The sequence below is a fragment of the Bacillus sp. L_1B0_5 genome (genome assembly GCF_000836715.1).
Taxonomy (GTDB): Bacteria; Bacillota; Bacilli; order Bacillales; family Bacillaceae_G; genus Bacillus_A; species Bacillus_A thuringiensis_S.
On sequence record NZ_JXIS01000078.1, the window covers coordinates 15,672 to 40,494 of the forward strand.

Sequence of the window (24,823 nt, forward strand, 5' to 3'; positions counted from 1 at the left end):
TTCTCACCTATTCTCCGTTAAACTGTTTCCCAAAGTTAATATCCCGCGCTAACGTATTTGCCTTTTGAAGAGAAGCATGAGTTCCCGCATCAGTCCACCAGCCGCTCATTTCATTGTAAGAAAGTACCCCTCGTTTTAAATACCAATTATTTATATCTGTAATTTCAAGTTCTCCCCTTGCGGAAGGTTTTAACTCTTTTATATAAGAAAAGACTTTCGAATCATACAAATAAATTCCCGTAACAGCATAAGAACTTTTCGGCTCTTTCGGCTTTTCTTCAATTTCAACTATTTTTCGGTTTTGAATATGTGCTACGCCAAATCTTTCGGGATCTTCTACAGATTGCAATAGCACTTTCGCACCTTCTTTTTGATTTGTAAACTCTTCAACATACGGAAAAATATCATCTGAAAAAATATTATCCCCTAATATAACTACCATTCGATCATTCCCGACGAAATCTTCACAAAGCCCTAACGCCTGTGCGATCCCGCCCGCTTTATCTTGCACACGATACGTAAAGGACACGCCAAATTCATGACCACTCCCTAAAAAGCTAACAACATCCCCCATATGCTCTTTACCTGTAATAATCATAATATCTGTAATATCGCATTGTTTTAGCTTATATACCGCATGATAAATCATCGGATACCGACCAACAGGAAGTAAATGTTTATTCGTTACTTTCGTTATTGGATATAATCTCGATCCAGTACCACCTGCTAAAATAATTCCTTTCACCCTGCATCTCTCCTTTATGATGGAGATAATATATCTTTGTAATGTTCTACAAACACTTTCCGGTACTTCTCATATGTATCCGCATCAAACTCATCCCCGTTGTAATGAATACACCATAAATTTGCTTGATTTGGGATACCGATTAAATAACCAGCTTTTTGAAACTCTAAAGACTGTGACACATCATAAAAGTGAAACCCTTGAAACAAATCTTCTCGCCACGGAATATCATACTGCGTTGCCATTAATAAACCATCAATTGCCTGAACTGACAAAAATGGTTGATTTCCATAAAAAACCTGATTTAAATTTAATAATTGATAATTCTGTCTTCTATACTCAATCACTTGCCCTACTAAATTTTCCCCTTCCCACCATATCCCATTATTCGGTAAAAACTGAGCCCCAGCGACTCCTATTAAACCAAGCTTTTCATTTTCTTTAAAAAGAGATATAAGTGTATAAAACATATCTCGATTAATAAGATACGTATCTTGATGTATATATACTTTGTATTTCGCTGGATATGAAAGGGCTCGGTTATATGCACTTGCCATACTTTTTGCATCTCGTATCGGAAAAATTTGCACGACATAACCAGGGGGAACAAAAATGTTTCTTATTTGGCTCTCACATTGTTTGAAAAGCTCTTCATTATTTACACAAACAACGACTACTATTGTATGATCTTTCATTTTTGTCCCCCCTTTATTCTTCCTTATTTACATCTGACATATAGTGTTCCACAAATATTTTCCGATGCTTTTCATAGTTCGTCATATTCACATCAAAATGATAATGGATACACCAAGCATCCCGCTGTACAGGTACACCGACTGTATATCCTGCTTTTTTAAATTCAAATGATTGAGATACATCATAAAAGTCAAATCCGTCAAATAAGTCTTCTCGCCACGGAACATCATATTGTGTCGCCATTAATAAACCGTCAATACATTCTACAGGAATAAATGTTTTTGATTCGTGATACGGTTGTTCTAAACTTGCCATATAAAACAAATCATTCATATAACCAATGACCTTTCCTACAATCCCATGCCCTTCGTTCCATACACCAGTTGGAGGAACATATTGCGCTCCAACCATCCCAATCATACCAAGGTGTTCATGTTCCTCAAATAGTTGAAGTAATCCGTATAAAAAGGCTCTATTTATAATAAAAACATCTTGATGTAAATACACTTTATACTTCGCTGGATGCGAAATGGCTTGATTGTATCCACTCGTCATACTTTTCGCATTTCGAATCGGCATAAATTGGACAATATACCCTGGAGGTACTAACAATTGCAATATATGTCGCACGCAGTTTGCATACAATTTCCGATCATTTATACATGTAACAAATAATATTGTTTTGTCTGCACCACTCATAATTGTGATTTTTCAGCTTCAATAATATACTGAAATACAACTGTCTCAGCCATGAAGCCACTTCCAAGACGATATTTTTTACAAATTCCATATAACTCCTCAATGAGCGGCTCATACATTTTATGATCAATATATACACGATCTACTTTACTAATTGAATATCCTGCTTTTAAAAACATTCTTAGCATTTCATTAAATGTAAAGAAACGAATATGCGTTTTATCTAATAAACCATATTCTGTATACGTCCAATTTCCAGCAAGTAAAGGCGCTAATACTGAAATATGAGCAACGTTCGGTATACTAGCTAAAATCACACCATTTTGCTTTATATATGGCTTAACCTTTTCAATCACAGCCCACGGATTAAATAAATGCTCTAATACATCTCCAAATATGACGCAATCAAATTGCCCTTCCTCATAAGGAAGATCCATCGTTTCTATATCACCTAATATCACGTGATCCAATCTCTCTCTTGCCTTTTCTGCCGCCTCTGGAAATGCCTCCACTCCTGACACACGTGTACCATTTTCTTTAATAGCCGCTCCCAATGCACCACTCGAGCAACCAATATCAAGAACCTCTTTCCATTCCTTTTTTATATGCTTTAATAAATTCGGATTCGCTGCATTATAATAATGTTCAGATTTTTCTTCATATAAAGAGCTGTTTTCCCGATTCATTTCACACACTCCTTATGCAATTTGAATTTGAAATATAAATCTCATATGAATTCTATAAAGTGGCACTTTAATCAGTGATTATTTTGTTCCCCCCACTGATTATTAGTTTTCATCAATCGAACGTTTACGAGCAGTAGGACTTCCCACCTAACTTCTTTGCTCCAACCTAATTTTGAGGTGGGAGCTTTACTGCTCACAAATAACGGTATAAAAGGTGTTACCTGTATTGGTTACATGACTGATACTCTAATATATAACCAATCTATTAGAGTTAGAATAACGATAAATCATTTCTAAAAAAACGAAACCTATTACACTTTATATTGTTTATCAAAAACTCCACGAAAATATTTACGGTTATATTCAATTGCAGCATTATTCGGAACATAAGAAGCTGCTAATTCATTGTAATAATACGCTTTATCCTGCTCCCCTAACCTGCTATAACAAATACACATTTGTAAATAGGGTAACCATGTGTAGCTAGCTGGACTATGGAAAGGACTCTCCGTTGCCATTGGTACTTCCGTTGCAAGTTTAAACCAGAATATCGCTTCATTATATTTTTCTTGTTCCATATATATATATCCTATTCTTGTACAATTCTCTCCCCTAGGGACATCATACCGAAACGACTTCACACAAGATTCGATTGCCTTCTCCCACATTCCGAGCTTCGCATAGCAATCTCCTAACTTACCACATGCATAAATTTTTTCTTCATACCATCCTTCGTCTTGATTAAGAAATGTTTCATAAAGAAGAATTGCATCATCATATTTTTGATTATCTGTAGATTCATTTGCGTAATAAAATAAATCCCTCGAACTCAACTCTTCTCCTGCAGCTACAGTGTTTTGAAAAATTTTCAAATTACGATCTGTTACTTTTTTTTCTTTTTTATGTGTAATAGCAACTTTACTACTAAAAGTCTCACCAGCAATAGCTAAATACTCGTGAACCTTTCCAAACCATTGAAATTGTTTTTCACGCTTTACAAGACGATTTCTTTTTGTACAATATAAAGGTTTCCCGTTAGAATCCATCGTAAGATGATAAGGCATCGAAACAGCATCAAATTTAGGATCTAATTCTCTTTTTAAGAGTTTCAATGCTTCTTGAGCATCTTCTAATAATACGTCATCTGCATCTAGCCACAATATATACTCTTGCGTCGCTTTTGAAAAAGAAAAATTTCTTGCTGCCGCAAAATCATCAATCCACTGGAAATCATATATGTTAGAAGTGTATTTCTCTACGATTTCTTTCGTTCGATCGACGGAACCTGTATCAACTACTATAATTTCATCCACAATTTTCTCAACTGTATCTAAACAACGAGCTATTGTCTCCTCCTCATCCCGAACAATCATACATAAACTAATTGTAATCCCTTGCTTGTTCAACATAATCACCCTCTTCCAAATCAATCATATGTTATACATATACTAAACTTTCCATTTTTTTAAATTGTTCAAGCAGTTTAAGATTTCTTTTCAATAATTCAAATGTCCGTGTCATTTTCTTTCGGTTTTGCATCTACTATATAATGAACGCTTTATGGAGGTGAATTTATGTCAAATAATAATTATTCAGATGGATTAAATCCCGATGAATCTTTATCAGCTAGTGCATTTGACCCTAATCTTGTAGGACCAACATTACCACCGATACCGCCGTTTACCCTTCCGACTGGACCTACCGGGCCTACCGGGCCTACTGGACCTACTGGACCTACCGGGCCTACTGGACCATCCGGACTAGGGCTTCCAGCAGGATTGTATGCATTTAACTCCGGTGGGATTTCATTAGATTTTGGAATTAATGATCCAGTACCATTTAATACTGTTGGATCTCAGTTTGGCACAGCAATTTCTCAATTAGATCCTGATACTTTCGTAATTAGTGAAACTGGATTCTATAAAATCACTGTTATCGTATATACTGCGGCAATAAGTCTATTAGGAGGACTTACAATCCAAGTAAATGGGGTATCTGTTCCAGGTACTGGGGCCACTTTAATCTCAGTTGGAGCACCTATCGTTGTTCAAGCAATTACGCAAATTACGACAACTCCATCATTAGTTGAAGTAATTGTTACAGGGCTTGGGCTATCATTAGCTCTTGGTACGAACGCATCCATTATTATTGAAAAAGTTGCTTAATTTTTTACTTAGCAGTAAAACTGATATCAGTTTTACTGCTTTTTCAATTTCAAATTCAATCATGAAACATTCGCTATCTACATAATCATATTGTTGTATGACATTTTGCAGGAGGCACAAATATGGAAAGTAAATCTGCTGTTCAGCTTTATCTCGAATTGCTAAAGAAAACAATTTTATTTGAAATATGGTTAGAATATGAGGCATACTTACCCGCATCTCTACATATTTCGAAAGAACTAGAATTCGAACCAGTTACAGTCCCCCTCCCTTTATTCATTAAACAATATGCCGAAAACCATAACTTAAAAATTGTAAAACCAAATGTTTCAAAAAGTGAACGTCATGATGGAATGGATTGGCCAAGAGCAGCACATAGCATGATCGGTCGAGAACGTATGAACCAATTACAAGAGGCAATGGAAACCGTTGTTCGTGAAAATATAGAAGGAGATTTTATTGAAACAGGTGTATGGCGCGGAGGATCATGCATTTTTATGAATGGTTTTTTACAAGCAAACAACATTACGAATCGTAATGTTTGGGTCGCAGATTCATTTGAAGGTTTGCCAGCACCGAATCTAGAACAATATCCAAAAGATTACGGTGATTATTTACACACATTTGATTACTTGCGCGTCTCTTTAGAACAAGTACAAGAGAATTTTAAAAAATATGATTTACTAAATAATCAAGTAAAATTTTTAAAAGGTTGGTTTAAAGATACTTTACCAACAGCACCAATTGAAAAAATAGCAATTGCACGGCTTGATGGTGATATGTACGAATCCACCATGGATGGTCTCGTGAATTTATATGATAAAGTTTCTAAAGGTGGCTATATAATTATCGATGACTACGGGCTACCGCCATGCGCTGAAGCTGTGACAGACTTTAGAAATCAACGAAATTTAAAAGCCCCTATTACTAAAATTGATGTATTTGGCGTTTATTGGAGAAAAGAATAAAAAAGATTTAATCTATAGGAGATTCCATTTTCACTCATCCTTCTCTCACTTCTAACCCAATAAAGTATTTTTTCGGAATCTCCTTACATATAACAATCGTTTTCCTGTGTTCTCTCACTACAAATTGAAAATTTTATTAATAGAGTTACTGCAAACAACTGGATAAAACAGATACTGTTTACTGCATCTTTTTACACAAGAAAGGGGCATATTCATGAGCGAACTTGACAAAGAAATAACTTTACTCCCCCCTCCTGAACTCGTCCAATATGTAGGTGGCGACTTCAAAAAGGTTGGAAAAGAGTTCCTAAAGCATTTTATTCAAATTGGCGCTTTAAAATCAAACGAAAAAGTATTAGATGTAGGCTGCGGCGTCGGCCGAATGGCTGTACCATTAATGAATTACTTAACTGCTGATGGAGCGTATTATGGATTTGATTTGTTTAAAGATGGGATTACTTGGTGTCAAAATAACATTTCAACTATGCGTAATAATTTTCATTTTGAACATGTTGACATATACAATCAATTCTATAATCCAGAGGGTAAAGAAGATGCCTCTCAATATCGTTTCCCCTATGAGGACGGGACATTCGATTTTATCTTTTTAACTTCTGTATTTACGCATCTTCTCCCAAAAGAATTAGAACATTACGTATCTGAAATTGTACGTGTATTAAAAAAAGATGGGAGATGTTTCATTACATTCTTTCTAATAAATCCTGAATCATCCTATTATTTAAATGCAGGACAAAGTACATTAGGTTTTTATGATCGAATTGAAAATTGCTATGTTGTAAATAAAGATATTCCCAACTTCGCAGTTGCTTATCCTGAGACAGATATTTACAATCTATTGAATAAGTACGGCCTAGAAGTAATCAATAAGCCGCATTATGGTTTATGGTGCGGCAGACATGAATATACAAGTTACCAAGATATTGTTCTTACAAAAAAAAGCTTCTGAAAGGAAGTTATGTATGACGAGTGAAAAGGATCTACCTCTCGTTTCTATCCTTATTCCCACTTATAATCGACCCCATTATTTCAAAATCGCTCTAGAAAGTGCATTGGCACAAACTTATTCAAATATTGAAATCATCATCGGTGATGATAGTACAAATGATGAAACAGAAACTTTAATACACGAACAATACTTACCAAATTATAAAAATATAACATACATTCGAAATCTACCTACTCTAGGACAATTTCACAATGACCTTATGCTCATAGAAAAATCAAATGGTGAGTATATAAATTTTTTAATGGACGATGACGTGTTTTATAAGCATAAAATACAAAAAATGATGGCCTATTTTGAGCAAGATTTCAATAAAAATCTTGCTCTTGTTACTTCTTATCGAGTACGTATTGATGATCATGGAAATCTAATCGGTGATGCCCATCCAACACAAAGGTTATATAGTGAAGACACCCCTTTAAACGGGATATTTTTAGGCAATTGGATGTTAAAGGGCGGGCACAACATTATCGGTGAGCCTACAACTACTTTGTTCCGAAAAGAATTGCTCACTGAGCCTTTTGGCACCCTTAAAGAGCGACAATATTCTTGTAGTGTTGATATGGCCTCATGGATTTCTTTGCTTTCTAAAGGAAATGCAATATACATTTCTGAGCCTTTAAGTCAATTTCGCTACCATGCAGGACAACAAATACACAATAAGCTCCTTCAAGGTTGTGAGGATTTCACACACCTCGTTATAACAGCAAAAGAATATGGCTTTTTACAAAATACTACGGACTATAGAGCAGCTCTATTTAGTGCTTACCAATGGTGTAAAAGTTCCTTAAAATACTATCTTCATCAATTAGATATTTTTCCTGACGCACATGTACGCCTTTCCCATTGTTTGGATATAATTATTAAAGAGTTAAAGAATTGAACTACCCTGCAAAATCAAAAGTGTATGGACTATATGTGAATCATTCGTATAGTTCATACATTCTTTCTCATACTATAAAATCCATTACTATAAAGAGCAGTAGAAAGGAATACCTACATTGAAAGATCCAAATTCTCAATATCAAATAGACTACGTATTACTATTCATTTTATTTGCCATTGGGATTGTTAGTTGTTGTGCTATTGCAAGTGCACAAGCCTCTTTACCGCCATTTTTACAAAACGTCAATTTTGTACTAAAGCAAATCCAATGGTACTTCATTGGATTTATAGCCATTGGTGTTATTATGATTATTGATTTCGATCGTTATCAAAAAATTGCTTGGTATTTGTATAGCTTTGCAATGGTACTACTTATTGGACTAGAACTTCAAGTACCAGGTGCTGTTACAATTAAAGGCGCTACCGCTTGGTACAGGCTCCCAGGTATCGGAAATTTTCAGCCTTCTGAAATTATGAAATTGTTTTTAATTATCGTCATTGGACGAATTATAGCAAATCATAATGAGAAATATTTTTCTCGAACAATGCGTGACGATTTTTTATTACTTGGAAAAATATTTGCGACAAGCTTGCCACCACTACTACTTATTGCAAAAGAACCAGATTTAGGAAACACAATGGTCATTTCAGCGATGCTTGCAGCAATGATACTAGTTTCTGGCATACGATGGCGTTTTATTTTCGGATTAGTTTCAGGTACTTTCGTGGCTGGATCTACATTAATATATATTTTTTTTACTCACACAGATTTCTTTAAAGCACACATTTTAAAAGAATATCAATTAAATCGCTTCTACGGATGGTTAGCACCTTACAAATATGATGCGCAAGGCTATCAATTAAGACAAGCATTCTTAGCGACTGGATCCGGAGAAATGCAAGGAAAAGGGTGGGAAAATGGACAAGTATATTTTCCGGAACCACATACAGATTTTATTTTCACTAATGTCGCTGAACAATTTGGATTTCTAGGCGCAAGTGTCATTATTTCACTTTTTTTCTTACTCATTTTTCGAATGATTCATATCGCTTTAGAAAGTAATGACCCTTTCGGTAGTTACATTTGCGCTGGTACAATCGGAATGTTTACTTTCCAAGTATTCCAAAATATCGGGATGACAATCGGATTACTTCCCATTACAGGGATAACATTACCTCTTATGAGCTACGGAGGAAGTTCACTGCTTACATACATGATTGCGATTGGATTCATTTTAAATGTTCGCTCAAGAACGAAAATCTTTATGTTTAAATGAACAACAGAAAAACGCTATATTTTTATCTCTATCTTTTTTTAGATATACTAATGAAAAATACGATGGAGGTTTAAATATGAAATATGACATTATAGGAGATATTCATGGATGCTTCCAAGAGTTTCAAAATTTAACAGAGAAGCTAGGATATAACTGGAGTAGCGGTCTACCGGTTCACCCTGACCAACGTAAACTTGCATTCGTTGGCGATATTACAGACCGTGGTCCTCATTCATTACGTATGATCGAAATTGTATGGGAACTTGTCATACATAAAAAAGAAGCTTATTACGCTCCTGGAAATCACTGTGATAAACTATATCGATTTTTCCTTGGACGTAATGTAACAATCGCTCACGGACTTGAAACAACTGTTGCTGAATATGAGGCACTTCCTTCTCATAAGCAAAACATTATAAAAGAAAAGTTTATCACTCTTTATGAGCAATCACCGCTCTACCACATACTAGATAAAAAAAGAGTAATCGTATGTCACGCTGGGATTCAGCAAGATTACATAGGAAGACGAGATAAAAAAGTACAAACCTTTGTATTATATGGCGATATTACAGGAGAAAAGCATGCCGATGGCTCACCTGTCCGTCGCGATTGGGCGCAAGAATACAAGGGGCAAGCTTGGATTGTATATGGACATACACCAGTAAAAGAACCTCGATTCGTCAATCAGACAGTCAATATTGATACTGGTGCTGTATTTGGAGGCAAATTAACCGGATTACGTTATCCTGAAATGGAGACTATCTCTGTCCCTTCTTCGTTACCTTTTGTCGCTGAGAAATTCCGTCCAATTTCATAACTACCTTACTTAGCGAGAGATTACTGTATTATTTAGGCAGATTTCATATAAAACTAGGTAAAGTAATTAAAAAAAGATGCAATAAAGTGCATCTTTTTTTAATTACCCTACATATAATGTCGCAGGAGGTGACAGAATGAAGAAAAAATCTTCTAAACAAAAAAGAAAATTTCCCCCTTTATATCTGCCCATGTACGGAATTAACAACTGGTGTAGTATTCGGGCTGCAGCGATAGAAGAGCTGGAAGAACAAGAGTCATCAAAAAAAAGCAAAGTAAAACCAACATATGTCTCTTTAGAAAATGCTGTGATGAGCCGCATAATCGATCGTAAAAAAATAAAGATGCAACAAAAAAATAAACAGCTCTCAAATCAAGATGAACAGGTACTACATTCTAACCAAACAGAAGAAAAGGCGGAAGAAAATATTTCTGCAGCAATAAATAAAAAAGTGGAACCAGAAATTCCAGCTGCTATTATAAACAAAGTAAAAAAAATAAAAGAAGCATTAGCTTCATCGAATGATATACAAACTGAAAAACCACTCATAATTGAGACACCTACACCTGAAAATACAAAAGTTAAAAGGGGCGGCCGATATGCATATGCGGAAGGGCTTCACTCTCATGCGGAGGGCATGGCAGCACATGCGGAAGGCTTATTAACACACGCAAAAGGTTCTTTCTCTCATGCAGAAGGATCAAACTCAAAAGCAACTGGACATAGTTCGCATAGTGAGGGAAGTGAAACGACAGCAGGCGGTGCTTATTCTCATGCGGAGGGTAAACAGACGATTGCTTTAGGCGAAGCAGCACACGCAGAAGGAACCGCAACTATCGCTAACGGATCCTCTTCTCATGCGGAAGGTCATCATACATCAACAGCTCATTTTGCAGGTAGCCATATTATGGGGCGCTTCGGCACTGCAGAAGAAGCTTATTCTTGGTTTATTGCAAATGGTGTAAACGACACCGACCATAATATCGGTGCTAAATGGCTTGCCCATAATGGAGAAATGTACATTGAGGGCGCGTCTTACAATGCAAGCGGAACGGATTTTGCACAAATGTTTGAAACAGAAGACCATAAACCTATTGATATCGGTTATTTCGTTACATTTAGTAGCGAAGAAAAAATTCGGATAGCTACTTCACACGATTCATTCATTTTAGGAATATCTAGTGCAACCCCTGCACTTATAGGAAATAGCGGGGCTTTAAGTTGGCAAAAACGTTATAAAACAGATAACTTTGGAAAACGCCAATATGTATGGACGGAAACAGAAGAAATACAACCTCTTTTAAATACAGAATGGGATCCAGCTTGTAAATATGTAGCCAGAAAAGATCGCGCCGAGTGGCTTCCTGTCGGATTAATTGGGCAAATGTTAGTACGTGATGACGGCACTTGCGAAACGCATGGATATTGTCGTCCAAATGACAATGGCATTGCTACAAAAGCCGAAAGTGGATTTTTCGTTATAAAGCGTACGGGTGAAAACCAAATTTTAATATTATTCCGCTAAGAAAAAAGGGAACAAAATTCTTTATAATATAAGAATTTTGTTCCCTTTTTAAGCATTCCTAAGTAACTCTTGCATATCGCTTGGAATCTTTATAGTGAAAGACATTTCTTTCTCTAAAATAGGATGATAAAACGTCAAAGATTTACTATGAAGTGCTTGCCGTTTCATTTCATCCCTTCTTCCTCCATATAAGTTATCACCGAGTAATGGATGTCCTATATGAGCCATATGCACACGAATTTGATGCGTTCTTCCTGTCTCAAGCTCCAGCGCTACATGTGTCTTATCATATGTACTATCAATTACTTTAAAATGAGTAACTGCCCTTTGTCCATCCTCACAAACCGTTCGCTCAATAATGCTATCAGATTTCCGACCAATTGGTGCATCAATCATTCCTTCTCGTTCTACCATCTCACCATGAACAATTGCTTCATAAGTTCGTTTCACAGCTTTTTGTTGATGCTGCTTCGATAAAAGATGATGCACGAAACGATTTTTTGCAATAAGCATAAGCCCTGAAGTATCACGATCTAACCGTGTTACAATGTGCACTGTACTTGCCAGATGCTGCTTATCATAATGAGATAAAATCGCATTGGCAACACTCCCTGTCGGATGTTCTCTAGACGGAATCGTTGACATGTTCGCCTCTTTATTAATAATAAGAACCGCATCATCTTCATATACAATGCATAAAGGGATATCTTCTGCCATCATCCCTTCACTTCTTTCCTCCACTGGAAAAAAGACACGTAATTCTTCACCAGCGCGCAACTGATGACGAACACTCGCATGTTGACTATTTACTTCAATTGCCCCGCCGTGAAACTTTATATCCGTTAAAGCGGCTTTAGAAATACCTTTCGTTTTCAAAAATTCCCTAACTAAAGTTCCCTCTTCAGCCAGCCCTATATCCCATTTCAATCTAAATCTGTTCAAATATATAACCCTTTCTATTTATCTGCAACAAACGAGTCACGAACTCGTTTCCAGAACGGGAACGGGCGGAAACGAACAAATCGTACTTTCTCGTTTGCGACGCGATACTGGATTGATTTCACATCTTGATGAACCATCGTTAAATGATCCACTGTAATTTGTAAGTTCATTCCTGCAGCCGGCTTTAACACACATGTATGATGCTTCGGCAATACGAGTGGCGATCCTACAGTACGAAACACACGATTGTTAATGGACGCCATTTCTGCAATTTGAATCGCTTCAATAGATGGGTGAATAATTGCTCCGCCAAGCGCTTTATTATACGCAGTACTTCCTGAAGGAGTAGAAATACAAAGGCCGTCCCCGCGGAATGTTTCAAAATATTCTCCGCGTATTTCTACTTCTGTTACTAATGTACCTTCTGCACTTTTTACAGTCGCCTCATTCATCGCTAAATACTGTGACTCTTTACTTCCATTCACATAGCGAATAATAACTTCTAAAAGCGGATATTCCACCACTTGGAATGGTGTTTTTGCAATCGCAATTACTAATTTCTCTACTTCTGTCGGTAACCAATCTGCATAGAAACCTAAATGTCCTGTATGTACACCAACAAATGCTGTTTCATCCAATCGATTATAATAACGATGAAACGCATACAAAAGCGTTCCATCTCCCCCAACAGAAATTACAATATCGGGTTCCTTTTCATCCATTATAAATCCAAAATCTAGCAAGTACTCTTTCATCGTGCTTGCCAGTGTATCTGATGATTGATCTCCCTTTGACATAATTGTAAATTTCATCGCCCAACACCCTTTAGTTTATGATTCGGAATCTTTCGTTTCTTGCTTTCTTGAAAAAGCCTTTTGCGCTTCTTGAATTTCAAGACGAATAGAAGACATTTCTTCATCTAATAAAAACGCCGCTTCAGCTGCACGTTGCAAGCGTATTTTAATATCTTCAGGAAAACGTCCACTATATTTATAATTTAAAGAATGCTCAATTGTTGCCCAAAAGTTCATTGCTAGCGTGCGTATTTGGATTTCTACCAATACTTTTTGTTCACCCTGAATCGTTTGAACAGGATAACTAATGACAACATGATAAGAACGATAACCGCTATCTTTCTTTTGCGTGACATAATCACGTTCTTCCACGATTTCAAAGTCATTTCGTTTTCGAAGATATTCTACAACAGGCTTAATCTCATCAACAAATTGACACATCATTCTAAGCCCAGCAATATCCTGCATATCTTCTCTCAATCGGTCTAGCGGTACATTTCTCTTCTCCGCTTTATCAATAATACTTGCAACCGACTTTACCCTTCCTGTTACAAACTCAATTGGAGAATGCTCTGTTAACATTGCAAATTGAGTACGCATTCCTTTTAGTTTCACTTTCAGCTCTGCCACCGCTTGGTGGTAAGGTGCTAAAAATTCTTCCCAATTTCGATTCATTTCAACCACCACCAAAATCAATCCATTTGCTTATAGAAATACTTTTTCTACAGCAGTTACTAGTTCTTCTCCGTAATTTGCATTACCTTCAATATTTTCAACTAAATATTCTACTTCTTCTTTTAATCCTTCTAATTCCATTTCAATGTCATTCACGCGGACGAACATGACCACATCATTATTCATCGCTTCATGCATTGCTTCCCAGCATGTGTGCGGAATACTTACATAAATGAAAGATGATTCGTTTTCTAAGATATATAAAAATGATAAATTGTCTGAGTCTACAAGTACGTGATTACGCGCACTTAACTCCTTTACCTCTATTTCACTATTTTCCGCACAAAAAATAAGAGCATTCTCTCTCTTTTCTACGCTCTTAACTTGGATTTTATTTTGCATGCTCTAACTCCTCCATCTCAACTTCCTGTCTTACTTAACAGTATTATTGTATCATAACATGGACGCAAACAAATAAAACATTGAACCAAATTTATGAAAAAGCGATAATGTGTAAAGAATTATTTTTCAAAAGGAGATCATACAATGACACAAGAAATTGAAATTGAATTCAAAAATATCGTTACAAAAGAAGAATTCGATACATTATGTAAATCGTTTTCTATTGAAGCATTTACGAAACAAGTGAATCACTACTTTGAAACACCTGACTTCTCTTTAAAAGAAGCTGGCTCTGCACTTCGTATTCGTCATAAAGGAGAAACTTATACGTTAACGTTGAAACAACCTGCAGAAATCGGCTTATTAGAAACGCATCAAGTCGTAACAGAAGACGAAGCAAAAATGATGATGGAAACAAACACAATCATTCAAGGAGCAGTAGTAGATCAACTACACAAATTACAAATTCCTGTTTCTGCTTTAACATATATGGGTAGTTTAACAACAGAAAGAGCCGAAACATTATTTAAAGGTGGAACGCTTGTCTTTGATCATAGTTTCTATTACAATCACGATGATTATGAAATTGAATTTGAAGTGCAAGATGAAGAAACAGGAAAAGCTGCATTTATTCATTTATTAACGCAACATAACATACCTGTTCGTCATACAAATAACAAAGTAAAACGCTTTTTCCTTGCCAAACAAAACAAAGCACGCTAAAGTGAAAATTCCACTAGTGAATATGTTTCGCTAGTGGATATACCTCACTAAAAAAATTTACATCCGTAGAATAAGCAAAGAATGTTTGAGAAGGCTGTTTATTTGCCCTCTCGAACATTCCATTGCTACAATAGATATACATTTCATGGAAAAAGGAGTTTATAAAGGATGAGCAAGCAACCGATGACACCATTTGAAGCAATTGGCGGTGAACAATGCATTGCAATATTAGTAGATACATTTTATTCCTATGTCAGTAAACACCCTGACTTATCTCCCATCTTCCCGGAAGATTTAACAGAAACCGCTAGGAAGCAGAAGCAATTTTTAACACAATATTTAGGTGGTCCTAATTTGTACACTGAAGAACATGGTCATCCTATGTTAAGAGCACGCCATCTTCCGTTTGAGATTACTCCAAAACGAGCAGAGGCTTGGCTATCATGTATGGAGCAAGCAATGGACGATACTGGAGTGCATGGTCATATAAGAGAGTTTGTTTTTGAACGTTTAGCATTAACCGCTCAGCATATGGTTAATACTCCAAACGAAACAGGTGAAGTGTAATGGATAAGCAGGAAGCAAAGCATATAAATATGCCATCTCCTTCCGCATGCGAGCATAAGTCTGTAGAAGCATATTTATTTATTGATCCACTTTGTAAAGATTGCTGGGAAATTGAGCCTTTTATTATTAAACTATGGCTTGAATACGGGAAATACTTCTCTATTCGTCATATCGTAACAGGAAAAGTGGATGGAACGAACGCTTCCTCACACAAATGGAATAAACCTGCTAATATTCGATTTGTGTGGGAAAAGACAACAAGTTTACAAGGTTTTTCATGTGATGGAAAGGTACATATGCAAGAAGCATCGTCAACACCATATTTAGTTTCGATGGCAATTAAGGCAGCGGAGTTACAGGGCCGAAAAGCAGGTTCGAAGTTTTTGCGAAAACTCCAAGAATACATTTTCCTTGAAAATGTATCAAACCCTGACTGCGAACTATTACTTGCATGTGCGAAAGATAGCAATATTGATGTAGAAGAATTTAAAAAAGATCTACATTCTGCTAGTGCAAAAAAAGCTTTCCAATGTGACTTGAAATTCACGAATGAGATGCATATTACAGAAATACCCTCCCTCGTCTTTTTTCATGCGAATTCAGATGAAGAAGGTATTAAAATCGCTGGAAATTATTCCTACGATGTATACGTACAATTATTAAAAGAACTTGTAAAATGTGAAATTGAGCCAGAACTATTACCACCTTTAGAAGTGTTACTAGAAGCAACACAATTTATATCTTCAAAAGAAGTAGCATTTATTTATGACTGTTCGCAACAAGAAATTGAGCGCGAACTTAAAAAATTACAACTGAAACGAAAAGTACAAATGATTGAAGTAAAATGCGAACGTTATTGGAAATGGATAGCAAAAGAAAAAGACCTGGTGTAAACACCAGGTCTTTTTCTTTACGGCTTATAAAAATATTAAAGGGGATGGGAGAAATTTTCACGTTCAAACAAAGGGGTATATGTTTGTATGTGAATTCGTTCACGCTTATTATATTACAAGATTCGACGCCAGATGACAACCCCTTTTGTCGAATTTCACACTTTTGTCACATTCTAAACGTTTTCATTTTTGAATAAGCTATAAAAAAGGTCATTTAGGGGGTTTATTTATGAAAAAATCTTATATTGCTCTTCTCTTTCTAGCTGTCATCGTTTCTTTTTTCTTGTACATCCTCTCTCTACTACAAGCTTTTCCTAAAATTATTGCCTTACCTCTTTTATTCGGAATCATCGTGATCACTCTCTCTTATTTCAATCATAAAAAACGATTCAAAGGGTTTTAATTTCAAAAATCAGCCGTAAAACTGTCCTTTCAGTTAGAAAAAACAAAGAAATTCACCTTGTTTTTTCGACAAATATCGACATTTAATCTATTCAACAAAAAAGACGAGGGTACAATCCCTCGTCTTTTTTCATTACTTTTCTTCAAATAATAATGCTTCTAACTCATTTAATTTCTCTTCAAATACTTGTAATGCCTCTTTTACTGGTTCAGGAGATGCCATATCTACTCCTGCTTTTTTCAGCACTTCAATTGGATAATCAGAGCTTCCTGCTTTTAAGAACTCGTTAATATAACGTTCTACTGCTGGTTGTCCTTCTTCTAAAATCTGTTTAGATAGAGCTGTCGCTGCACTAAATCCTGTTGCGTATTGATATACGTAATAGTTGTAGTAGAAGTGCGGAATACGAGACCATTCTAAACCAATCTCTTCGTCGATTACTAAAGCCTCACCGAAATATTTCTTATTTAAGTCGTAGTAGATTTCCGTTAGCATATCTGGCGTAACTGCATGTCCTTCTTGTACTTTCTTATGAATAATATGTTCAAACTCTGCAAACATCGTTTGACGGAATACAGTACCACGGAATCCTTCTAAATAATGATTTAATAAATATAGACGCTCTTTCTTATCTTCTGTCGTTTTTAGTAAATAATCATTTAGAAGCGCTTCATTACAAGTTGATGCCACTTCTGCTACGAAGATGGAATAATCACCATATACGTGCGGTTGTGTTTTTCTTGTATAGTAACTATGCACCGAATGACCAAACTCATGAGCAAGTGTAAATAAATTATTTACATTATCATGCCAGTTCATTAAAATATACGGATTTGTTCCATATGCACCAGATGAATATGCCCCGCTTCGTTTTCCTTTATTCTCATACACATCTACCCAGCGATTTTCATATGCTTCCTTCAAAATATCAACATATTCATCACCAAGTACGTTTAAAGATTTTAATAAAAGGTCTTGCGCTTCTTCGTATTTCACATTCATTTTCACTTCTGGTACAAGTGGTGTATATAAATCATACATATGAAGCTCATCAAGTCCTAATGCACGCTTACGAATATCGATGTAACGGTGTAATAAATGTAAATTGTCATTTACCGTTTCAACGAGTTGATCGTATACTGCTTCCGGAATATTATTATTGCTCAGTGCAGCTTGGCGAGCAGAATCATATTTACGAACACGTGCATTGAAATTATTACGTTTTACTGCTCCGCTTAACGTACTTGCGAATGTGTTTTTAAATTTCCCATACGTTTCATATACAGCTTTAAACGCATCTTCGCGAACACGAGGATCATCACTTTCTAAAAACTGAATGTAACGACCATGTGTAATTTCTATTTCTTCTCCGTCTTCACCTTTAATAGATGGGAATTTTAAATCCGCGTTATTCAACATACCGAATGTATTGCTTGATGAACTCATTACTTCAGATGCTTCCGCTAATAAAGCTTCCTCAGCTTCTGATAATACGTGCGGGCGTTGACGTGTAATTTCTTCTAATGCATGTTCATATACACTTAAATCTCTATTTTCCTTCAAGAATGTTTGCAGTGTATCTTCTGAAATCAATAAAATTTCAGGCACAATATACGCTGTGCTACTAGATACTTGTGAATATAAATTTGTTGCGCGATCATTTAATGCTTGATATACAGAGTTTGTTGTATCTTGATCGTAACGCATATGAGCATATGTATATAGCTTACCTAATCGCATTGAAATTTCATCTTCATATTGCAATGCCTCAAGTAAATTGTCCGCAGAGTCACCAAGTTTCCCTTTAAATTCAGTTAACTTCGGTAATAGCTCTTTAATAGCCTGGAATTCTTTTTCCCATTCTGCATCCGTTTGGAAAATATCTTCTAATCGCCACGTACTTGCTTCTTCAATCTCGTTGCGATCTGGTAATGCTTTCGCTTTGTTTTGTTCAGACATCCTTTAAGCCCTCCTTTAAATATCTCTACTTAAGTACAATTCGTTTTTTTCTTATGTAATTCCTTCACAATCATTCTTTATTATATCCCCTTTTCCTCCTCTCATGTTAAAATTTGCCTCAAATAAAGATAGCGCATGTATTAAGCAAATCTCATCATGTTTCATAATTTCCTCCTCTGTTTTTAACATCACTACACCCCTTATTTTTCGGTACGTATAAGTTCCCACTTTATGCAATACACCTATATAGCATAAAAATGTCATATATTCATTAACTGCCACTTTCCATGTTTGCTGTGAAAAGTACGGAAGTATCCGCCTTTTCGTATACCTTTTTACATAACTACACACGTATTGAAGAGAAATACACTCTCCTACTGCAAGCTCCCCTATACACTTCATATATAGAAAAGCTTGCCATATAAATGGGTTTGTTTGAAAAGCAAATCCAGAAGGAAGTGGAACACCAATTTCAGAAGGAAAGCTCGCTGGGGTACATTTAAATTGATATAAGAGGCGTAATAATGACTTATAATTATAATTCCAAATCGGCAGGGCATTTTGGCGAAAGTATTTCTTTCTCTTCTTCCACTCTTCCCTTAGTATCTCTTTCTCGAAAGGAACCGGAGAAAAAAGCATTTCAAAAGTAGTTTTATCGGTTGGTAAATATACAGTATGCGTGAAAAAGATGTTTGTAGAAAATGGAGTGACAAATGCACATTTCATAAATGATTTTTCTTTCGAACAGAAGAAAATAAGAAATGGTTGAGGATAAGATTGTAAGGAGAAAGCCATAAGTGAGGAGAATTTCATCCAATATGCAGATTGCTTTTTCAATTGATTTCCACCAGCGATCCAAATGACCTGTATACCAGCTTGCCAATACGAATATGTTCTTTTATACAGCTGCTCTATAGCGAGGTTTGCGCATTGGTATTCAATTGCAATTTTTCTGCCCGCCCTCTCTACAAAAACATCTGGTCGTTGCTTAATTTCTGGAAGGTAGTACTCTATATCCACCTGAAAGTTTTGATGTTTGAACCATCTATATAACAATTCTTTACCGTGCATATGATACGTTGATTCCGCTTCATAAAAGGCAAGACATGAATCCACTTTTTTATGAGCAAAATGCCAACTTTTTTGTTTTCCTAATTTCATTTGCACTTCCTTTCCACAAGCTACACAAAAGAATCGTTCCTGTTGGCGCATACGGCGCAAAAGCTCTTCATTACAATTATAGAGTAAATGAATTTTTTCTCCGGTTTCTCTTTTAGCGATAAATATCGTAATCACACCCTTTCAGCTCCTTATATTCTACAATTTGTTACAAATTCCTTTTAAAAAAGAGATGTCCCAATTTCGGACATCTCTTTTTATAATAAAGGTGATAATAACCGATACGTTGATTCAACAATTCGTCTATGAAGACGTCTTTTATGAAAATGATCAACATGAATTTCACTTGATTCTTCTAAGTCATCTTTAAAGTCTTGAACAAGTCTTTTAATGCTATCTGTATCATATAAAAAGGCATTTACTTCAAAATTCAAATGAAAACTTCTCATATCCATATTAGCTGTCCCAATTGAAGCTAAATCAGAATCAACGATGACAATTTTACTATGAAGAAAACCTTTTTCGTATTCATATATCTTTACTCCTGCGTCTAAAAGCTCTGGGAAGTACGATCTCGATGCGTAAAAGACAGTACGCTTATCAGGTTTACTCGGCATTAATAAACGAACATCAATACCAGCAAGTGCAGCAACCTTTAATGCGGATAAAATATCATCATCCGGAATAAAATACGGCGTTGCAATCCAAATAGATTTCCGAGCAGAAGCGATCATTGCGAAATATAAATGCTTAATCGTTTCCCACTTATTATCAGGGCCACCTGCGACTAACTGCACTCCTCCCCAATGATCACCCTCAACTGCTTTTGCTTGTAAATATTCAGGGGCTAGCACAGCCTCTCCAGTCATATAAAACCAATCTTGAAGGAAAATAAGCTGTAAACTTTGAACCGCTTCACCACGTAAATACAAATGCGTGTCTCGCCAGAAGCCAAAATATTTATTTTTCCCTAAATACTCATCACCGATATTTAATCCGCCTACAAACCCTTCGTTCCCATCAATCACAACAATTTTCCTATGATTTCGATAATTAATCTTATCGTTTAAAATCGGAAAGCGCACAGGAAAGAACGGAATCATTTCTACACCTGCATCGTTTAATTCATCAATATACGATTTCGATAACTTAAAACTTCCAACCGCATCATATAAAAAGCGAACAACAACGCCCTCTTTTGATTTTTGTATTAAAATATCTTTAATTTCTGTTCCTAATTTATCATCACGCACAATGTAATATTCCATATGAATGTGATGTTTCGCTCGTTTTAGCCCATCTAAAATAGCCCGAAACGTTTCATCTCCATTTGTTAATGTTCTTGTTTCAGTTTGAAATGAAATATTTAAAGCACCTAATCGATCTGCTAAACGAAATAATAGCTCCTGATGTTTGTGATTGCGCAAAATTCGTTCTTCATGATCTTCATGCCCTTTATATTGTAAAAATGCCTGTTCATCGAGTAATGCCTTCTTTTGAAACATTCTTTTTCTCCGAAAATTTTGTCCAAATAATAAATAAGCAAAGAAGCCAAATACCGGAAAAATACCTAACACAATTAACCATGTAAGTGTTTTAGATGGATGCCGATTTTCTAAGAAAATAACACAACCAATCAAAAATGCAGATACTGTAAACAAAATACTAATAATACCTAAAATCGAAACATCTTTTATCCCAATCACATCTGAATAAAATGCTACATCAATAAACATACGTAACGAAACAAATAATGCGAACAATAGCAGGACAAAGAAGATCAGCTTTAACGTATTTTTCATCTCTTACCTCCTAACTAAGAAAGCTTTCCTATTCTTCATATAAAAAGCCGATTTCATACTACAGAAATCGGCCTACGTTTTAGCAGGAAAATTATTGCGAATCGTTTCAAGCGCATGCTCTTTCACAATTTGTTTCCCATACTCACTTACACGATGAATTGTTAAAGTTGATTCTTCTCCATATTCTAAAATAATACTTAAAATACGATCGATTTCTTCTTCATCATGTAGCACTTCATCGAATTCCACATATACATAATAGCGGTCCTCAAATGAATGCAGCTCATCTTTTATATCTTCAAAGATAAGACGATGACTTAATGAAATGACATCTTCAAAATCATTAAATTTAATTAAAAAGCCAAACGTACCATCTTCATTAAAGTTTGTTCCTGTTTGTTCTTCTACCTCTTCGACTAATTCTTGTTGAAATAATGATTCGATGCCTTCATCTAGAGGAATATCTATAATTTTGTCTACCCCTATCGGTAGTTCCAGCTTTTGTCCATCCTTTGAAAGCTCTGCTTTCGTGACAAGTACTTCAATCCCTTTATCGACTGCTTGCACTTGAATCCATAACGGCCCATCAATAAAGAAATCGTCATGATCACGAGCTTCGTCCATCATCTCCCAAAAGAGCTCTTCACTTCGTTCGCGATCATACCAAATTTCTTCACGATTAAACCCTCTGTCCTCTATATCAATGTACGTAATAAAAAATTTCATCGTATGATCATTAATTCTTTCAATATCCAAAATACAACTCTCCCTTCCTGCTTAGAATTGTTATGAAGGGATTCCCCACTCATATGACAAATCAATAGATTCTTGTACTCTCATTTTATGATAAGATTCTCCAGAAGGGAAATAAAATCGATTTATTTTACAAAAATAGTTATATGCCTACCTTACTCGATCCTCTACATAAATATATTATTATAGCGATTTCTTATTCACAAAAAATTTGGACATACATTTCCACATTCCCCCGTACACTGTAATAAAGTGAAACTTCTATTGGAAGAGATTATTTAACAACAACTTTCTTCATCACATACATATAGTTCGCTTATTAAAACATCATAAATGGAGGCAGACGAATGGACTTAGAGTTTTTAACATCCGTACTAATGATTGTCGGTATCGATGTTGTATTAGGTGGTGACAATGCAATCGTCATCGCACTAGCCAGCCGAAATTTACCTGAATCAAAACGAAATAAAGCTATTTTGATTGGTACTCTTTTAGCAATCGTACTAAGAATTGTCCTTACTATACTAGCTGTCTATTTACTCGACATTCCATTTCTACAATTGATTGGCGGGGTTTTACTTACATTAATTGCGGTCAATTTATTAACTGATGATAACAACGACCTTTCTGCTATTCAAGGAAAAACAACTTTATTCCAAGCTGTGCGGACAATTGTTTTCGCGGATCTCGTTATGGGGTTTGATAATGTTATTGCCATTGCAGGTGCAGCTCACGGGAGATTTTTACTCGTCATAATCGGCTTACTCATTTCTATCCCTATTATTATTTGGGGCAGTAAACTTATTTTAATACTTATGGAACGATTTCCATTCCTCATTTATTGCGGTGCAGCGATTCTTGCCTATACTGCAGGGAAAATGGTTACACATGAAGACAGACTTGCAACCTTTTTTCATAACAACCCAAGTTTCACTGCAAGCCTTCCTTATTTGTTCATTTTCACTATTTTATGCATCGGCTTTATCGTAAAACAAGTTCGATTACGCAATGTGAAACATTAAAAAAAACCTTCTACTATATAATAGGTAGAAGGTTTTCATATTATTATAATTAATTTACAAGACGTTGTGCTTCACGTAATTGGAACGTTCTTACTGTACGTGGTAAGAAACGGCGAATTTCGTCTTCGTTGTAACCAACTTGAAGGCGTTTCTCGTCAATCATAATTGGACGACGTAAAATCCCTGGATAGTCACGAATCATCTTATATAAATCTTGAAGTGGTAAAGATTCTAAGTTTACATTCAATTCTTGGAAAACTTTCGAACGAGTAGAAATAATCTCATCCGTTCCGCTTTCTGTCATACGTAAAATCTCTTTAATTTCCTCAATCGTTAATGGATCTGAGAAAATATTACGTTCTGTATAAGGAATATGATTTTCCTCTAGCCATAATTTCGCCTTTCTACAAGACGTACAGCTTGGAGAACTATATAATGTTACCATACAAAGCTCACTCTCCTTAAAGAGTACAAATTCTGTACTAAATACAGTTTTAATTTCTAACTTCAGCAATTTTTCGCGATAACTTGTCTTATTGAAAAGTACAAAACTCGCATTTCATGTAAGCAACAACTTATAATAAACAACAATTACTTTTAATAAGTAACTTCTATAATCATTATACAATAGATTTTGCAAGAAATATACAGTAAATTTCCTGCTAGTTGAGAAAACTCTTCCGTGTATTCCACTGCTATGTAACATGATTACGCTCACTTCAGCTGTACTTTAACAATAACTTTCAATCCCTTTAATACTCACTTCCCATAGATTTTTCATATAATATATAGTTATTTATCTATAATCTTCCCTATGAAAAAGAGAACGTTTTCTTACTTTTTCTTGATAATTCAATTAAGAAATGTAAGACTATGTAAATGAGAATAAAAAGGAACATCTGTTCTAATCTTAACAAACATTCTCCCTCTTGTCTACACGATTTCTAAAGTAAACTAAAAATTTTTCTGACATTTCTTTCTTTTTCATTTTTTATCTCATACAATAAACATACAGACAGGCAAAGGGGGAGTTTGCAAATGATTGCTTTTTTTATTGATTTTATTACGGTTGCTGCCCTCATCATCGGAATAACAGCATTGATTGGTGTTATTACAAATAGCATCGGCGAAAAGCTCTTTGGTGGAAAAGAAAAAATGAAGTTTGTTAACAAAAGTTTGGATGTACAATCCGGCTGGAATCAAGTTGGCGGAAAAGGCATTTATAAGAAACGCACGTATTAAAAAAAAAGCAGGTAGTTGAACTGCACCCCAATTGTTAGAC

Annotated in this window: 27 protein-coding genes; 13 read left to right on the forward strand and 14 right to left on the reverse strand. The window is 35.5% G+C overall.

The genetic code is table 11. The features are described 5' to 3' along the window. Positions 1 to 7: 7 nt before the first annotated feature. The 5 genes from RT27_RS23045 to RT27_RS23065 all read right to left on the reverse strand — a co-directional run bounded on the left by RT27_RS23045 (position 8) and on the right by RT27_RS23065 (position 4,235). Positions 8 to 745 (reverse strand): sugar phosphate nucleotidyltransferase, encoded by a 738-nt coding sequence (locus RT27_RS23045; protein ID WP_043937647.1) that lies wholly within the window; start codon positions 743 to 745, stop codon positions 8 to 10. Between the two features lie 14 nt (positions 746 to 759). Beyond that, positions 760 to 1,440 (reverse strand): glycosyltransferase family protein, encoded by a 681-nt coding sequence (locus tag RT27_RS23050; RefSeq protein ID WP_043937648.1) that lies wholly within the window; start codon positions 1,438 to 1,440, stop codon positions 760 to 762. Between the two features lie 13 nt (positions 1,441 to 1,453). After that, entirely contained in the window at positions 1,454 to 2,140 is a 687-nt protein-coding gene (locus tag RT27_RS23055) for a glycosyltransferase family protein (protein ID WP_043937649.1), read from the reverse strand. Further along, on the reverse strand, positions 2,137 to 2,826 hold the full coding sequence (locus RT27_RS23060) for a class I SAM-dependent methyltransferase (protein ID WP_043937650.1): 690 nt from the start codon (positions 2,824 to 2,826) through the stop codon (positions 2,137 to 2,139). The genes RT27_RS23055 and RT27_RS23060 overlap by 4 nt, the downstream gene beginning before the upstream one ends. Before the next feature lie 311 nt (positions 2,827 to 3,137). Beyond that, positions 3,138 to 4,235, reverse strand: a complete 1,098-nt coding sequence (locus RT27_RS23065) for a glycosyltransferase family 2 protein (protein ID WP_043937651.1) — start codon at positions 4,233 to 4,235, stop codon at positions 3,138 to 3,140. Positions 4,236 to 4,400: 165 nt separating this feature from the next. On the opposite strand from RT27_RS23065, the gene RT27_RS23070 reads away from it, so the two are divergent. The 7 genes from RT27_RS23070 (at position 4,401) to RT27_RS23100 (ending at position 11,487) form a co-directional block, all read left to right on the forward strand. Next, the gene (locus tag RT27_RS23070) at positions 4,401 to 4,991 is read left to right on the forward strand and encodes an exosporium leader peptide-containing protein (RefSeq protein WP_043937652.1); all 591 of its coding nucleotides are present in this window, start codon (positions 4,401 to 4,403) and stop codon (positions 4,989 to 4,991) included. 122 nt (positions 4,992 to 5,113) lie between these two features. After that, entirely contained in the window at positions 5,114 to 5,959 is an 846-nt protein-coding gene (locus tag RT27_RS23075; protein WP_043937653.1) for a TylF/MycF family methyltransferase, read from the forward strand. Positions 5,960 to 6,173: 214 nt separating this feature from the next. Next, positions 6,174 to 6,926, forward strand: coding sequence for a class I SAM-dependent methyltransferase (locus RT27_RS23080; RefSeq protein ID WP_029442146.1), 753 nt, complete (start codon positions 6,174 to 6,176; stop codon positions 6,924 to 6,926). 13 nt (positions 6,927 to 6,939) lie between these two features. Next, on the forward strand, positions 6,940 to 7,866 hold the full coding sequence (locus RT27_RS23085) for a glycosyltransferase family 2 protein (RefSeq protein WP_043937659.1): 927 nt from the start codon (positions 6,940 to 6,942) through the stop codon (positions 7,864 to 7,866). Between the two features lie 118 nt (positions 7,867 to 7,984). Next, positions 7,985 to 9,145 (forward strand): FtsW/RodA/SpoVE family cell cycle protein, encoded by a 1,161-nt coding sequence (locus RT27_RS23090; RefSeq protein ID WP_000654703.1) that lies wholly within the window; start codon positions 7,985 to 7,987, stop codon positions 9,143 to 9,145. A gap of 76 nt (positions 9,146 to 9,221) precedes the next feature. Next, positions 9,222 to 9,962: a bis(5'-nucleosyl)-tetraphosphatase PrpE gene (prpE, locus tag RT27_RS23095; protein WP_043937654.1), complete on the forward strand. Its 741-nt coding sequence runs from the start codon at positions 9,222 to 9,224 to the stop codon at positions 9,960 to 9,962. Positions 9,963 to 10,098: 136 nt separating this feature from the next. Then, on the forward strand, positions 10,099 to 11,487 hold the full coding sequence (locus tag RT27_RS23100) for a peptidase G2 autoproteolytic cleavage domain-containing protein (protein ID WP_043937655.1): 1,389 nt from the start codon (positions 10,099 to 10,101) through the stop codon (positions 11,485 to 11,487). A 48-nt stretch (positions 11,488 to 11,535) separates the two neighbouring features. Here the strand turns inward: RT27_RS23100 and RT27_RS23105 are convergent, their stop codons facing one another. From RT27_RS23105 to RT27_RS23120, 4 genes are read right to left on the reverse strand one after another with little or no spacing between them, the layout of a single operon-like run. Further along, the gene (locus RT27_RS23105; RefSeq protein ID WP_043937656.1) at positions 11,536 to 12,429 is read right to left on the reverse strand and encodes an RluA family pseudouridine synthase; all 894 of its coding nucleotides are present in this window, start codon (positions 12,427 to 12,429) and stop codon (positions 11,536 to 11,538) included. A gap of 14 nt (positions 12,430 to 12,443) precedes the next feature. After that, on the reverse strand, positions 12,444 to 13,241 hold the full coding sequence (locus RT27_RS23110; protein WP_000673190.1) for an NAD kinase: 798 nt from the start codon (positions 13,239 to 13,241) through the stop codon (positions 12,444 to 12,446). An 18-nt stretch (positions 13,242 to 13,259) separates the two neighbouring features. Next, on the reverse strand, positions 13,260 to 13,898 hold the full coding sequence (locus tag RT27_RS23115; RefSeq protein WP_001081482.1) for a GTP pyrophosphokinase family protein: 639 nt from the start codon (positions 13,896 to 13,898) through the stop codon (positions 13,260 to 13,262). A gap of 30 nt (positions 13,899 to 13,928) precedes the next feature. After that, positions 13,929 to 14,300 carry a hypothetical protein gene (locus tag RT27_RS23120; protein ID WP_001180003.1) on the reverse strand — a complete coding sequence of 124 codons (372 nt, stop codon included), beginning with the start codon at positions 14,298 to 14,300 and terminating at the stop codon, positions 13,929 to 13,931. Positions 14,301 to 14,444: 144 nt separating this feature from the next. On the opposite strand from RT27_RS23120, the gene RT27_RS23125 reads away from it, so the two are divergent. The 4 genes from RT27_RS23125 (at position 14,445) to RT27_RS35345 (ending at position 16,886) form a co-directional block, all read left to right on the forward strand. Then, complete coding sequence (locus RT27_RS23125) at positions 14,445 to 15,023, forward strand: CYTH domain-containing protein (protein WP_000191122.1); 579 nt, start codon at positions 14,445 to 14,447, stop codon at positions 15,021 to 15,023. Positions 15,024 to 15,191: 168 nt separating this feature from the next. Continuing rightward, positions 15,192 to 15,590 carry a hypothetical protein gene (locus RT27_RS23130; RefSeq protein ID WP_000043386.1) on the forward strand — a complete coding sequence of 133 codons (399 nt, stop codon included), beginning with the start codon at positions 15,192 to 15,194 and terminating at the stop codon, positions 15,588 to 15,590. Further along, complete coding sequence (locus RT27_RS23135) at positions 15,590 to 16,483, forward strand: ClpXP adapter SpxH family protein (RefSeq protein ID WP_043937657.1); 894 nt, start codon at positions 15,590 to 15,592, stop codon at positions 16,481 to 16,483. The genes RT27_RS23130 and RT27_RS23135 overlap by 1 nt, the downstream gene beginning before the upstream one ends. A gap of 229 nt (positions 16,484 to 16,712) precedes the next feature. Beyond that, positions 16,713 to 16,886, forward strand: coding sequence for a hypothetical protein (locus RT27_RS35345; protein WP_000750354.1), 174 nt, complete (start codon positions 16,713 to 16,715; stop codon positions 16,884 to 16,886). A gap of 132 nt (positions 16,887 to 17,018) precedes the next feature. On the opposite strand, the gene pepF is transcribed toward RT27_RS35345, so the two are convergent. The 4 genes from pepF to mecA all read right to left on the reverse strand — a co-directional run bounded on the left by pepF (position 17,019) and on the right by mecA (position 22,522). After that, on the reverse strand, positions 17,019 to 18,845 hold the full coding sequence (gene pepF / locus RT27_RS23140) for an oligoendopeptidase F (RefSeq protein ID WP_029442141.1): 1,827 nt from the start codon (positions 18,843 to 18,845) through the stop codon (positions 17,019 to 17,021). Between the two features lie 51 nt (positions 18,846 to 18,896). Beyond that, a complete protein-coding gene (locus tag RT27_RS23145; protein WP_043937658.1) occupies positions 18,897 to 20,141 on the reverse strand; it encodes a competence protein CoiA family protein in 1,245 nt (414 codons plus the stop codon). 80 nt (positions 20,142 to 20,221) lie between these two features. Further along, positions 20,222 to 21,766, reverse strand: coding sequence for a cardiolipin synthase (locus RT27_RS23150; RefSeq protein ID WP_029442140.1), 1,545 nt, complete (start codon positions 21,764 to 21,766; stop codon positions 20,222 to 20,224). Positions 21,767 to 21,838: 72 nt separating this feature from the next. Further along, positions 21,839 to 22,522: an adaptor protein MecA gene (gene mecA / locus RT27_RS23155; RefSeq protein ID WP_016082467.1), complete on the reverse strand. Its 684-nt coding sequence runs from the start codon at positions 22,520 to 22,522 to the stop codon at positions 21,839 to 21,841. Positions 22,523 to 22,866: 344 nt separating this feature from the next. On the opposite strand from mecA, the gene RT27_RS23160 reads away from it, so the two are divergent. After that, positions 22,867 to 23,541 (forward strand): TerC family protein, encoded by a 675-nt coding sequence (locus tag RT27_RS23160; RefSeq protein ID WP_029442139.1) that lies wholly within the window; start codon positions 22,867 to 22,869, stop codon positions 23,539 to 23,541. 49 nt (positions 23,542 to 23,590) lie between these two features. On the opposite strand, the gene spx is transcribed toward RT27_RS23160, so the two are convergent. Beyond that, entirely contained in the window at positions 23,591 to 23,986 is a 396-nt protein-coding gene (spx, locus tag RT27_RS23165; protein WP_000258267.1) for a transcriptional regulator Spx, read from the reverse strand. 593 nt (positions 23,987 to 24,579) lie between these two features. On the opposite strand from spx, the gene RT27_RS23170 reads away from it, so the two are divergent. Next, on the forward strand, positions 24,580 to 24,783 hold the full coding sequence (locus tag RT27_RS23170; protein WP_000559971.1) for a hypothetical protein: 204 nt from the start codon (positions 24,580 to 24,582) through the stop codon (positions 24,781 to 24,783). Positions 24,784 to 24,823 lie beyond the last annotated feature (40 nt).